Annotated in this window: 11 protein-coding genes; 8 read left to right on the top strand and 3 right to left on the bottom strand. The window is 72.4% G+C overall.

Features of this window, described 5'->3' with window-relative positions:
- Positions 1-80: 80 nt before the first annotated feature.
- Complete coding sequence (locus tag V7E46_RS02080) at positions 81-527, top strand: MerR family transcriptional regulator (RefSeq protein WP_333766785.1); 447 nt, start codon at positions 81-83, stop codon at positions 525-527.
- Positions 524-859 carry a thioredoxin gene (trxA, locus tag V7E46_RS02075; RefSeq protein ID WP_333766784.1) on the top strand — a complete coding sequence of 112 codons (336 nt, stop codon included), beginning with the start codon at positions 524-526 and terminating at the stop codon, positions 857-859. Before V7E46_RS02080 ends, trxA begins: the two co-directional genes overlap by 4 nt.
- A 336-nt stretch (positions 860-1,195) precedes the next feature.
- Here the strand turns inward: trxA and V7E46_RS02070 are convergent, their stop codons facing one another.
- The gene (locus V7E46_RS02070) at positions 1,196-2,416 is read right to left on the bottom strand and encodes an NAD(P)-dependent malic enzyme (protein WP_443053945.1); all 1,221 of its coding nucleotides are present in this window, start codon (positions 2,414-2,416) and stop codon (positions 1,196-1,198) included.
- A 413-nt stretch (positions 2,417-2,829) separates the two neighbouring features.
- Here V7E46_RS02070 and V7E46_RS02065 point away from each other — a divergent pair, with 413 nt between their 5' ends.
- The 4 genes from V7E46_RS02065 (at position 2,830) to V7E46_RS02050 (ending at position 6,361) form a co-directional block, all read left to right on the top strand.
- Positions 2,830-3,804 carry an ABC transporter substrate-binding protein gene (locus tag V7E46_RS02065; protein ID WP_329174861.1) on the top strand — a complete coding sequence of 325 codons (975 nt, stop codon included), beginning with the start codon at positions 2,830-2,832 and terminating at the stop codon, positions 3,802-3,804.
- 1 nt (position 3,805) lies between these two features.
- Positions 3,806-4,756 carry an amino acid ABC transporter permease gene (locus V7E46_RS02060; RefSeq protein ID WP_443053944.1) on the top strand — a complete coding sequence of 317 codons (951 nt, stop codon included), beginning with the start codon at positions 3,806-3,808 and terminating at the stop codon, positions 4,754-4,756.
- Between the two features lie 2 nt (positions 4,757-4,758).
- A complete protein-coding gene (locus tag V7E46_RS02055) occupies positions 4,759-5,565 on the top strand; it encodes an amino acid ABC transporter ATP-binding protein (RefSeq protein ID WP_333766783.1) in 807 nt (268 codons plus the stop codon).
- Positions 5,566-5,728: 163 nt separating this feature from the next.
- A complete protein-coding gene (locus V7E46_RS02050; protein ID WP_333766782.1) occupies positions 5,729-6,361 on the top strand; it encodes a CGNR zinc finger domain-containing protein in 633 nt (210 codons plus the stop codon).
- Here the strand turns inward: V7E46_RS02050 and sodX are convergent.
- Positions 6,265-6,690 (bottom strand): nickel-type superoxide dismutase maturation protease, encoded by a 426-nt coding sequence (gene sodX / locus V7E46_RS02045; protein WP_329174856.1) that lies wholly within the window; start codon positions 6,688-6,690, stop codon positions 6,265-6,267. The genes V7E46_RS02050 and sodX overlap by 97 nt on opposite strands.
- Positions 6,691-6,828: 138 nt before the next feature.
- Here sodX and sodN point away from each other — a divergent pair, with 138 nt between their 5' ends.
- Complete coding sequence (gene sodN, locus V7E46_RS02040) at positions 6,829-7,224, top strand: superoxide dismutase, Ni (RefSeq protein WP_329174854.1); 396 nt, start codon at positions 6,829-6,831, stop codon at positions 7,222-7,224.
- 141 nt (positions 7,225-7,365) lie between these two features.
- On the opposite strand, the gene V7E46_RS02035 is transcribed toward sodN, so the two are convergent.
- Positions 7,366-7,830: a hypothetical protein gene (locus tag V7E46_RS02035; RefSeq protein ID WP_333766781.1), complete on the bottom strand. Its 465-nt coding sequence runs from the start codon at positions 7,828-7,830 to the stop codon at positions 7,366-7,368.
- A 137-nt stretch (positions 7,831-7,967) separates the two neighbouring features.
- Between V7E46_RS02035 and V7E46_RS02030 the strand changes: the two genes are divergently transcribed.
- On the top strand, positions 7,968-12,443 hold the full coding sequence (locus tag V7E46_RS02030; protein WP_333766780.1) for an Hsp70 family protein: 4,476 nt from the start codon (positions 7,968-7,970) through the stop codon (positions 12,441-12,443).
- The last annotated feature ends 4 nt before the right edge of the window (positions 12,444-12,447 follow it).

Below are 12,447 nucleotides of genomic sequence, written 5' to 3'. Positions count from 1 at the left end.
TGCCCGTGCCGCCTGCCCGTCCCGCCGCCGCGGAGAGCGGGCTGGCCCTGACGCGTACGTCAAGGTCTACCGTCGGGACCATGCGCATCGGCGAACTCGCGGAACGCGCCGGCACCACGCCGCGAACCCTCCGCTACTACGAATCCCTCGGCCTGCTGCCGCCGGCCGACCGGGCGGGCAACGGCTACCGCAGCTACGGCGAGGAGCACCTGCGGATGCTGGAGCAGATCCGCACCCTCCAGGACTACGGCTTCGGCCTGGAGGAGACCCGGCCGTTCGTGGAGTGCCTGCGGGCCGGGCACCCGGCCGGGGACACGTGCGCCGCCTCGCTCGCGGTCTACCGCAGCAAGCTGGCGGAGATCGACGCGTGGGTGGACCGGCTGACCTCGGTACGCGCCGAGGTCGCCGCCCAACTGCTGCGGGCCGAGCGGGAGGCGGCCGTGACCGCGGGCGCCGCCGCGGAACCGCTGTGCGAACTGACCGCCGCTCCTGCCGGGCGGCACGACGAGGGGACCCTTCCGCCATGACCGCCACCGCAAGCGCCGTACCGACCGTGACCGATGCCACCTTCGACGCCGAAGTGCTGGCCAGCGACCTGCCGGTGCTGGTCGAGTTCACCGCCGACTGGTGCCCGCCCTGCCGCATGATCGCCCCGGTGCTGGCGGAGATCGCGGTGGAGGAGGCGCACCGGCTGCGGATCGTCCAGCTCGACGTGGACACCAACCCTGCCACCCAGGCCGCGTACGGCGTGATGTCCATGCCGACGCTGCTGCTCTTCCGGGCCGGCGAGCCGGTCAAGGTGATGGTGGGCGCCCGCCCGAAGCGCCGGCTGCTCCAGGAGCTGGCCGACGTGGTGTGAGCCGCGGGAGCGCGGTCGCCGCGCTCCCCCCTCCGGAGCGCGGCGTGGAAACACCCCCGCTCACCGGTACGGGGGGCCGGGTGAACGGGGGTGCTCCGTGCCCGGCGTCACACCAGGCGTATGTATGAGCAATCCAAGCGGGTTCGGTGTGACACCATTTGATGTGACGCTCATCACATCGTGATCAACGTCCGGTGCCTCCGTCGGAGCACCGGACGTTTCCGCAGGTCAGCCAGGTGCGGTCACGATCGGCCCGCGCCACGCCGTGACCGGGATCGACGGCGGCGTGTCACACCCGCCGGCCGGATCGGCGGCGTGGGGCGCCCGCCGGCCGGATCAGCGGCGGGCGACGCCCTCCACGCGGGCGGCGGCCGCGACCGCGGCGGTCACGGCGGGCGCGACCCGGGGGTCGAAGGGCGACGGGATCACGCAGTCCGCGCTCAGCTCGCCGGCGACCACATCGGCCAGCGCGGCGGCGGCGGCGAGCTTCATGCCCTCGGTGATGGCCGAGGCGCGCACCTGGAGGGCGCCGGCGAAGATGCCGGGGAAGGCCAGCACGTTGTTGATCTGGTTGGGGAAGTCGCTGCGCCCGGTGGCGACCACCGCGGCATACCGGTGGGCGACCTCGGGGTGGATCTCCGGGGTCGGGTTGGCCATCGCGAAGACGAAGCAGCCCTCGGCCATCGTCGCGACCGCGGACTCGGCCACCGTGCCGCCGGAGACGCCGATGAAGACGTCGGCGCCGGCGAGCGCCGACTCCAGCGAGCCGGTGAGGCCGGCCCGGTTCGTATACGAAGCCAGCTCGCGCTTGACCGGGTTGAGGTCGTCGCGGCCCTCGTGGACCACGCCCTTGCGGTCGGTGACCGCGACATCGCCGATACCCGCCTCCAGCAGGATCCTGGCGATGGCGACCCCGGCGGCGCCGGCCCCGGAGATGACCGCCCGCAGCGCGCCGATGTCACGCCCCGTCAGCTTCGCGGCATTGCGCAGCGCGGCGAGCGTCACCACCGCGGTGCCGTGCTGGTCGTCGTGGAAGACCGGGATGTCGAGGCGCTCGATCAGCCGCCGTTCGATCTCGAAGCAGCGCGGCGCGGAGATGTCCTCCAGGTTGACCCCGCCGAACGACGGCGCGAGCCGGACCACGGTCTCCACGATCTCGTCGACGTCCGTGCAGTCCAGGGCGATCGGGACCGCGTCGACGCCGCCGAACTGCTTGAAGAGGATCGCCTTGCCCTCCATCACCGGCAGTGACGCCTCGGGCCCGATGTCGCCGAGCCCGAGCACCGCGGTCCCGTCCGTGACGACGGCCACGACCTGTGACTTCCAGGTGTATTCGTGCACCAGCTCAGGGCGTTCGGCGATGGCGGTGCAGACCTCGGCCACCCCCGGGGTGTACGCGAGCGACAGGTCGGCGGCGTCGCGCACCGGCACGGTGGAGGCGATCTCCATCTTGCCGCCGCGGTGCAGCGCGAAGACCGGATCGAGGGGGATGTCGTCGGTGTCGGCCGCCGGCCCGGCGTTGCCGTCTGTCAGCGGATTAACGATCTCCGTTGCCACTTGTGACCCCTTTGTCTGATATGAGGGAGATTGCTCACCCCGGGGGCGGGGGAGGTGGGCTCGGCGTCCGCGTCACCAGAGACGAGTGAGCGAAGTGGCGGACAGGGACGCCTGGTGCGCCGCACGCGCACCGGCCCCGGATGAGGGGTGAGGATCCGTTCTACCGGATGACTGTTTCAGGGCGCCAAAGGGAATGGATCAAGCCCTGATCGGCGCGGCCCCATCGCGGTTCTGCCTTGGTGTGCCGACCCGATGGGAGCCCGGGGATCGCCCGTTATCCGATTTTGACACAACAGGCCCCCCGGTCGGCGCTGTCCGGATGGCAAGATGCACAGATCACACACGGTGGCGGTACTCGAAGGCGTGTGCCAGGCCGCCAGCAGGACACTTCACCTCTTCAGGAGGACACAGCGATGACCGTACGCACGACCAGGCGTACCACCGCCCTCTCCCGGCTCAGCGCGGTCGCCGCCGTGGCGGTCGCCGGCACCCTGGCGCTCAGCGGGTGCGGCGACCAGACCAAGAAGGACGACACGCCGCCGAGTTCCAGCGCGGCGGGTGCCGGCGGTGCGACGACCAGCGGCGCAGCGGATTCGCTGTTCGCCAAGCTGCCGCAGAAGTACCAGGACTCCAAGGTGATCCAGGTGGGCACCGACGCGTCCTACGCGCCCATGGAGCAGACCCAGGACGGCAAGATCGTCGGTATCGACCCGGACATCGGCGCCGCGCTCGGCGCGAAGCTGGGGGTGACGTTCAAGTTCACCAACGGCACGTTCGACGGGCTCATCACCAGTTTGCAGACCGGCCGCTCCGACATCGTGATGTCCGCTATGAGCGACACCAAGGCCCGCCAGGGCGGACTCGACGACAAGGGCAAGAAGATCGGCACCGGCGTCGATTTTGTGGATTACTACAACTCCGGCTCCTCGCTGCTGGTGCAGAAGGGCAACCCCAAGGGCGTCAAGTCGCTCGGCGACCTGTGCGGCCAGACCGTCGCCGTGCAGCGCGGCACGATCTACGAGGACGCCTTCAAGAAGCAGAAGACCGCCTGCGGCAGCAAGGGCCTGACCATCCAGGCCTTCGACACCGATGCCCAGGCCCAGACCCGGGTCAAGGCCGGCGGCGCGGTCGCCGACCTCAACGACACCCCGGTCGCCGCCTACATCGCCCAGACCTCGGGCAAGGGCGCCGACTTCGAGGTCGCCGGCGCACCGGCCGACGCCGGGCCGTTCGGCATCGCGGTCAACAAGAACGACACCCAGCTGCGGGACGCGCTCAAGGCCGCCATGGACGCGATCGTGGCGGACGGGACCTACGCCAAGATCCTGCAGAAGTGGAACGCCGCCTCCGGCGCGATCGCCACCGTCGCGGTCAACGGCGGCTCGTGACGTGAGCGGGACATCGGCCGGCCGTGCCCCCGAGGGTACGGCCGGCCCCTCCGACGAGATCCCCGTGAGTCCCTACGAGGCGATCCGGGCCGTTCCGGTACGCCACTACGGCCGGTGGGTCGCCGCCGTGGTGGTCGTGGTGCTGCTGGGCTGGCTGGCGTACGGCTTCTCCCAGGGCAAGATCATCTGGAGCACGGTCGGCGACAAGGTCTTCGACCACACCGTGCTGACCGGCCTGTGGCACACCGTGCTGATCTCGGTGTGCGCGATGGCCATGGGCCTGGTGCTCGGCGTGCTGTTCGCAGTCATGCGGCTGTCGAAGAACCCGGTCACCGGCGCGGTCTCCTGGCTGTACATCTGGTTCTTCCGCGGCACCCCGGTCTACGTGCAGCTGCTGATGTGGTTCAACCTCTCGCTGATCTTCCACACGATCAACCTGGGGCCGATCTACAAGAACGACACCGTCGCCGTGATGACCCCCTTCGTGGCCGCCCTGCTGGGCCTCGGCCTCAACGAGGGCGCCTACATGGCGGAGATCGTCAGGGCCGGCATCCAGTCGGTGGACGAGGGCCAGACCGAGGCGTCGCACGCGCTGGGCATGACCGGCGTGAAGACCATGAGCAGGATCGTGCTGCCGCAGGCGATGCGGGTGATCATCCCGCCGACCGGCAACGAGTTCATCAACATGCTCAAGACGTCCTCGCTGGTCTCGGTCGTGCAGTATTCCGAAGTCCTGCGCGCCACCTCCGACATCGGTGTCGGCTCCAACGCGATCATGGAGATGTACTTCGTCGCGTCGATCTGGTACCTGGTGCTGACCAGCGTGTTCAGCGTCGGCCAGTTCTATCTGGAACGGCGCTACGCCCGCGGCTCGCTGCGGTCGCTGCCGCTGACACCGTGGCAGAAGGTCAGGACGAACCTGACCACCCTGCGCCGACCGAAGGTGGCCTGATCATGAGCATTCCCAGCATGACCAAGCCGGCCGCCGGCGGCAGCCCCGTCGAGCCGATGGTCAAGGCGCAGAACGTCCACAAGTCCTTCGGCGCCGCGCACATCCTCAAGGGCATCGACCTGGAGGTCGCACCGCGGGAGGTGTGCTGCCTGATCGGCCCCTCGGGCTCGGGCAAGTCCACCTTCCTGCGCTGCATCAACCACCTGGAGCAGATCAACGCCGGGCGGCTGTGGGTGGACGGCGACCTCGTCGGCTACCGGCAGCGCGGCGACCGGCTGTACGAGCTGCGCGACCGCGAGGTCGCCGCGAAGCGCCGGGACATCGGCATGGTCTTCCAGCGCTTCAACCTCTTCCCGCACATGACCGCGATAGAGAACGTCATGGAGGGTCCGGTCCAGGTCAAACGGGAGACCAGGGCGGTCGCCCGGGAGCGGGCCGCCGCGCTGCTCGAACGGGTCGGCCTGGCCGACAAGGCGGCCAGCTACCCCGCCCAGCTGTCCGGCGGCCAGCAGCAGCGGGTGGCCATCGCCCGGGCGCTGGCCATGGAGCCCAAGCTGATGCTCTTCGACGAGCCGACCTCCGCGCTCGACCCCGAGCTGGTCGGCGACGTCCTGGACGTGATGCGCGGGCTGGCCGAGGACGGCATGACCATGATCGTGGTCACCCACGAGATGGGCTTCGCCCGTGAGGTCGGCGACGCGCTGGTCTTCATGGACGACGGTGTGGTGGTCGAGTCGGGCCACCCGCGGGAGGTGCTGAACAACCCGCAGCACGAGCGCACCAGGACCTTCCTGTCCAAGGTGCTCTGACCATGCGGCCCGCCGGTACCGCGACCGCGCCGCCCCGCGGCGCCGAAGGCGTGCCGTCCCGCGCCGCCGTGCCCGCGACCGCCGGCCCGGTAATAGCCTGGAGTCGGATCCGGCTGTTACCGGCGCCGGACCGCACCCCGTAAAGGACCAAAGAGGACCATCTGTGGATCTGGCCTACTACTCGGACTACGCCGTACGCCTCGTGAACAGCGAGCAGCCGTTGCGCGGCACCGACACGCTGACCTCGGTCGAGGCCATACGCGAGCTGGTCGGGCCTGCCTCGCACGCCGGGTCGCGCGCCGTCGACGCGGATGTGGCCCGGCTGCGCGCCGTACGCACCCGGCTGCGCGGGGTGTTCGAGGCGGCCGACGAGGAGGACGAGGTCCGCGCGGTCGACCTGCTCAACGCACTCATGCTGGAATTCCCGGTCAGCCCGCAGATCTCCGGGCACGACCTCCTCGACGACGCCACCGGGCGCCCCGACTGGCACATGCACCTGGCCGAGCAGGCCGCCAACGCCACCGCCGGCTACTCGGCCACCGCCTGCATGGGCCTGGCCTTCCAGCTGACCACCCTGGGCGTGGACCGGCTCGGCATCTGCGAGGCCGCGCCCTGCCGCAACGCCTACGTCGACACATCGACCAACAGGTCGCGCCGCTACTGCTCCGACCGCTGTGCGACCCGCGCCAACGTGGCCGCCTACCGGGCCCGCAAACGCCTGGAGAGCGACCGGTCTGGCCGCAGCGGCCGTACGCAGGACGCCGCCCACGACGCCACGCCGGCCACCGACCGCTGAAGTTCACGCGGTGGCCTGAACCGTCCCCTGGCACGCGCGAGCACCAGGTCGTCGGGCACCGTGCCGAACTCCCTGCTGTCGTTCTGCACGAACGTGTTGTCGCCCCGCACCCACCAGCCGCCCTCGCGGCGCTCGACGGCCCGCTTCACGATCAGCAGGTCCTGCTGCAACGGGTGTTTCAGCACCACGACGTCCCCCTCGCGCACCAGCTCGGCGCCGCTGCTGATCTTCTGGATCAGCAGCCAGTCCCCGTGCAGCAGCGTGGGCGCCATCGACGGACCAGTGACCTCGACCAGCTGCCACGACAGCCTGGCCCCCTGCTCCCGCATTACCGCCTCCTGGTTCGTTCCGCCATCGGACCCAGAGTGACACCGGACTTTTGTCGCAAGCCACCAGGGGCACCCGAGAAAACGACTCCTCCAGGGAGTAATGTCCCACCTGAAAGACGATCACGAGGAAGGACGGCCATGTTCACTCGCCTGTTCGCGCCCAAGGTGAAGGTAAGCGCACACTGCGACCTGCCCTGCGGCGTGTACGACCCGGCCCAGGCCCGCATCGAGGCCGAGTCCGTCAAGGCAGTCCAGGAGAAGTACCAGGCCAACGAGGACGCGGACTTCCGCACGCGTGCCGTGCTCATCAAGGAGCAGCGCGCCGAGCTGGCCAAGCACCACGTCTCCGTGCTGTGGAGCGACTACTTCAAGCCCCCGCACTTCGAGAAGTACCCCCAGCTCCACCAGCTGGTGAACGACACGCTCAAGGCCCTCAGCGCCGCCAAGGCCTCGAACGACCCGGCCACCGGCCAGAAGGCCCTCGACCTGATCTCGGAGATCGACAAGATCTTCTGGGAGACCAAGAAGGCCTGACGCCTTCGGTCCCCCACAGGTCAACACCGCGCCCGGCATGTCCCCCAGGGGAGGTGCCGGGCGCGGTCGTTCCCGGCGCGGAAAGCGCGCGACGCGCGCAGGGCCGGCCGGAGCCGCCGGCGCGCTCGGGAGCCACGACGCTCAGGAGTCGCCGAGCGGGCCCGGCCGGTCGCGCCGGCTCAGATCGATCGTCAGACGCCCGCCGCTGTGGGCCTCGACGCCGGCCACCAGCTCCTTCCACTGGGCGGACGTGAAGACCCGGGCGTCCACCAGGTGCAGGCGCCGGCCGCCGCGCGGCACCGCGTACAGCGACACGACGGTGTCGTGGCTGCCGTAGCCGAAATCCAGCAGGGCGACCTCCTCCCACCGCATCCGCGCCCTGACCTCCCAGCGGTAGCCGCCGCCCACCCGCGCCCAGGCGATGCGGACGGCGAGCCCGGACCGGTCCAGGCTCAGCTCGGTGTCCTGCGCGCCGCTGCGCACGGTGACCGGCGGCCGCTCCCGCTGCCCGCGCCCGCGGCCCTGCCCGCTGCCGCCGCCGCGGAGGAAGCCCGTGACCCTGGCGACCACCGCGGCCCAGCGCCCGCGGCCCTGCCTGCTGCTCACACCGTCCGCCTCTCCTCGGGCCGTGCGCCGGCCCGACTCGCGTCCCGCGGCTGACACACTCTCATTTCCCGTATCCCCGGCGGCCGTTAGCATGAGTTTCCGATGCCCGCCTTGTGACCGCCGGGGGATGAGGACACGTGCTGAGCAGGTCGTCGGACGGCGCGCCCAGGGCGCTGCGCAAGGCTCTCAGGACCGTCGAGCGGCGGTTCCGATCCACGGCGCTCACGGTCGGGGAACTGGACGGCGCCGCCCTCGCATACGGCGACGCGCTGGTGCGGGCGCTCGGCCATGACGCCGGGACGGCGCTGCGGCTCCACGAGCGCTTCGACGCCCGGCTGCCCGCCGAGGCGTACCCGAAGGCCTTCGGCCCGGCGGAACTGGTGGCCCTGCACGGCCTGGCCGACCACCCCGACCGGTCCGCGCTGACGGTGGTCGCGGCCGTCGCGGGGCGGCTCGGCGACCGCGCGCTGGAGCGTACGGCGGCGGGCCGGCTGACAGCGCGGGCCGCCGAGCAGGACGGCGCCGACGACCTCGTCGCGCTGCTGGGCCGCTGGCAGGACAGGGGCCTGCTCGACCTCGGGCTGACGACCGACGCGCTGCGCGCGTACACCGCGAGGGCGGCGCTGACCGGCGACGCCGCGCTCTGGTCGGCGTTCTTCGACCACCTCGCCGAGCCGCTGCTGCCCGATCTGTACCCGGTGCGGCTCTTCCTCGGCCGGGGCGCCGACGCGGTGCGGCTCGCCGACACCGCCGCGCGCCGGCGGCAGGCGCTCGCCTGCTGTACGGCCTCGCCGCGGCTGGACGACGTCCTGGCCGGGCTGGCGCTGGCCGGCAGCGAAGGGGCGGCGGACGATCTGCGGCTGCTCGCCGAGCGGGCCGGCGACCTGCTGCTGGCGGCCGGGCGGCCGGACGACGCGCTGGCGCACTACGAACGCGCCGGGCGCCAGGACGGGGTGAGCCGCTGCCACGAGGCGCGCGGCGACCACTTCGCCGCGCTCGATACCTGCGCGGGCGAGGACACCGGCCGGCTCGCGTCGCTGGCCGCCGCCTGCACCGCCGAGATCGAGGCGCACGCCGAGCGGCAGGACACCGCCGAGGCCTTACGGCTCGCGTCGGTGGTCCTGACGCACCTGGAGCGGGCCGCGGAACACACCGAGCCCGTGCTGCGCCGGCGCGCGGAGGCCCAGAGCGTGCGCGCGGCCCTCGTGGCGGTCGAGAGGCGACGCCTGGAGCAGGCGCTGCACCAGGCGCCCGACGGCGAGCGCGCGGCCGTGCACCAGGAGTGGAGCCATTTCGCGGAGGCCGCGGGCGAGCCGGCCGAGGCGGCCCGCCACGCCGCCGAGGCCGGGGACCTCTACCGGGCCCACCGCCTCTACCGCGCGGCCGAGCGGTACGGCGACGCCGACCGGGTCCTCAAGGGCGACGACTCGCCGCGCGGGCGGGCCGCGCGCGCCGCGGCCCGCGAAGCCGGCGGCGACCTGCTGGGCGCGGCCGGCGTCCATGAGGAGGCCGGCCGGTACGAGGAGGCCGTCGCGCTCTACGCCAGGGCCGACGACCCCGCGGCGGCGGCACGCTGCCTGATCGCGGCGAAGGGCGACGACGCGGTCGAGGACCCGCGGCTGCACGGATTCCTGCGCAAGGCGGGCGATATCGGGCAGCTCGTCGGCCTGTGCCTGGACGCGCTCGGCCGCGGCGGCCGCGCCTCGTCCGCGGCCGATGTGCTGCGGCAGCTGGCGGCCGGGGACGGCACGGCGGTCCCCGGGCCGCTGCGGCACCGGGTGCGCGAGGCGCTGGAGGCGGTCGGCGCGGTCGGCCGCGGGGCGTTCGAGGAGCGCGTCGCGGACTGGGTGGCGCGCGCCCGGGCCGATGTCGACCGCCGCTTCGCCTCGACCTGGGGCCTGGACCTGGGTACCAGCACCTGTGTCGCCGCGGTCTACGACAGTCTGGCGGCGCGCCCGGTGATCTGCCCGGACGGCGGCAGGGCGCACTTCGCCTCGACGCTGACCGTGACCGACCGGGGCGAGGAGATCGTCGGGCTGACCGGCGACCAGGTCCTCGCGCCCTGGGTGGTCGGCCACATCAGCGCGGCCAAACGCCGGATGGGCGACGGCATCGTCTACCGGATCCGCGACCGCGAGTACCGCCCCGAGGAAGTCGCCGCCCGGCTGATCCGGCACGCCAGGACCCTGGTGGAGAAGCTGCTGCACGACCACGTGAAGGAGCGGCTGGCCGAACTCGCCCGCGCCGAGATCGGGCAGGTCAGGGACGAGTGGCTGGTCTGGGCGGCCGAGCGGTACGACTTCGGGCTGGAGCGGCCGGACGCCATCCTCACCATCCCCGCGTACTTCCTGAACAACGCCAAGCACGCCACCCGCGACGCCTGCGCGATCGCCGGGGTCACGGCCGTACGGCTGATCCACGAGCCGACCGCCGCGTGCATGGCGGCGGCCCAGCAGCGGCGGCTCGACGGGCAGATCGTCGTGGTGGACCTGGGCGCGGGCACCCTGGACGTCAGCGCCCTCGACGTCGACAGCAGTGTCTACGACGTCGAGCAGGTCCTCGGCGACAACCAGTACGGCGGGCAGGACTTCGACGCCCTCATCGCCGACGAACTCGCGGAACAGCTGCGGGCACAGGGCCTGGACGTCCCCTCGGGCGGCCGGACCCGGCGCCGGCTGGCGCTCGCCGCCGAGCACCTCAAGATCGCCCTGTCCTCGCAGGACGAGGCGGAATACACCCTCAACGCCTTCCTCGGCCGCTCCGAGGTCCGCGTCGCCCTCGACCGCGCCGAGCTGGCCCGGCTGCTGGCCGGCTCGCTGCGCACCCTGCGGGACGTGTGCAAGAAGATGCGGGCCGACATGGCGGTCCCCGCCGAGCACCTGGTCCTGGTCGGCGGCCCGATGCTCTCGCCGCTGGTCAGCGGGGCCGTCGAGCGGGTCTTCGACCTCAAGCGCACGGTGCTGGCCGACCCGCGGGCCGCCGTGGCGTGCGGCGCGGCCCTCCAGGGGGCGGCGCTCACCGGGCACCTCAAGGACAGCCTGCTGCTGGACGTCACGCCCTTCCCGCTGGGCATCGCCGTACTCAAGGACGACGGCAGCGACGGCTTCTCCGTCCTGGTCGAGCGCAACACCAAGATCCCGGTCAAGCGCTCCGACGTCTTCACCACCGTCACCGACAACCAGTCGGAGGTGCGGATCGAGGTCTACAACGGACAGCTCGACCCGCGCTCGCGGATCGGCGTCGTCCCGCTCACCGGCATCCCGCCGCTGGCCATGGGGGAACCGCAGATCGAGGTGACCTTCGAATTCGACGCCAGCTGCGTCCTGACGGTCACCGCGACGGACAAGGGGACGGGGAGGAGCCGGTCCGTCGACTTCACCGACACGACGCTGCTCTCGCCGCAGGAGATCAGGGCCATGTCGGAACGGCACCTGGACCAGCGCGAGGTGGAGCGGATCCACCGGGAGCTGCGGGAGCTGGCCGAGGGCGCGGACGACGACTGCGAGCGGGTGTGCCGGGAGTTCCGGGAGCGGCTGAGCGCCCACCGGCCCTCCCACGAGCCGGTGGACGCCGCCACCCAGCGCGTACTGGCCGAGATGTACGGCCCCGAGTCGGCCGAGCTGGAGAACGAGCTGCTCTCGCTGCGCGGCCCGCTGCTCGATCTGCTGACCACCGTGCGGGACTACCTCGCGCTGCCCGGCTCCGTGGACCGGATCCCCGCGGGGCGGCACCTCGCCGACCAGCTCGGCGAACGCCTCGGGCGGATGCGCCGGGGCATGGCGCGGATGGCCCGCTGGAACGACGTGCTCGCCTCGCTCGCCGCGATCGACCGCGACCCGCTGCGGCGCTTCCGCTCCCTGCACGACGCCGGCGACCACGGCCGCGCGCTGCGCGCGCTCGACGAACTGGCCGAGCCGCCGGCACTGCCGGAGGACCTGCGGCGGCGGCTGCGCTGCCTGGCCGGCGTCGGCGACGCCGAGGGCTACCGGCGGTTCCTGCTCGAAGACGCCGCCAGGCTGCCGGCCGTGGTGCGCGACCCCGCGCGGCCCGAGCGGTTCGCGGCGGCGGCCGGCGCAGCGCTCGTCCGGGTCGGCGACGGCAGCGGCTTCCTGGTCTCCGACCGCCATGTGGTGACCAGCCGCAGATGGCTGGCGGCGGACCGCACGGCCACGGTGGTGCGCCTGGCGGACGGGCCGCGGACCGTACAGCACGCCTTCCTGCCCGACGCCTCCGCCATCGACACGGCGGTGCTGCTGCTGGCCCGGCCGGTGCCGACCCCGCCGCTGCGGCTGGGATTCCCGCGGCTCACCCACATCGGCGACCTGGTCTGGGCGGCGGCGCCCGGCGAGGTGCTGCGCCCCGGGATCATCGAGAAGTTCGAGCCGTTTCCCGAGCACGGCCTCCAGGTGTACCGGACCGACCTGCGGCTGGCCCCGGCCGCGGCGGGCGGCCCGCTGCTCAACGAACTCGGCGAGGTGATCGGCACCCTGGTGCCCGGCGGGGCGTCGCAGCCCGCCTTCGCGGTCACGGCCGACTCGCTGGCCCCGCTCCTGGTGAGCGCCGGATTCGGGCTGACAGGCGGCGACGGCGGCAGCGGCGGGGACCGCGGATGAGGCC

Source organism: Streptomyces sp. IBSBF 2435, assembly GCF_036815005.1.
In the GTDB taxonomy this organism is placed as follows: Bacteria; Actinomycetota; Actinomycetes; order Streptomycetales; family Streptomycetaceae; genus Actinacidiphila.
Note: the sequence above shows the minus strand (reverse complement) of the source record. Positions and strands in the feature narration are given on the sequence as shown.

Bases quoted from the DNA above. Each gene is read 5' to 3' on its own strand.
- V7E46_RS02055 (WP_333766783.1), top strand. From the start codon at position 4,759: ATGAGCATTCCCAGCATGACCAAGCCGGCCGCCGGCGGCAGCCCCGTC.
- sodN (WP_329174854.1), top strand. From the start codon at position 6,829: ATGTTCACTCGCCTGTTCGCGCCCAAGGTGAAGGTAAGCGCACACTGC.
- V7E46_RS02065 (WP_329174861.1), top strand. From the start codon at position 2,830: ATGACCGTACGCACGACCAGGCGTACCACCGCCCTCTCCCGGCTCAGC.
- trxA (WP_333766784.1), top strand. From the start codon at position 524: ATGACCGCCACCGCAAGCGCCGTACCGACCGTGACCGATGCCACCTTC.
- V7E46_RS02080 (WP_333766785.1), top strand. From the start codon at position 81: ATGCGCATCGGCGAACTCGCGGAACGCGCCGGCACCACGCCGCGAACC.
- sodX (WP_329174856.1), bottom strand. From the start codon at position 6,690: ATGCGGGAGCAGGGGGCCAGGCTGTCGTGGCAGCTGGTCGAGGTCACT.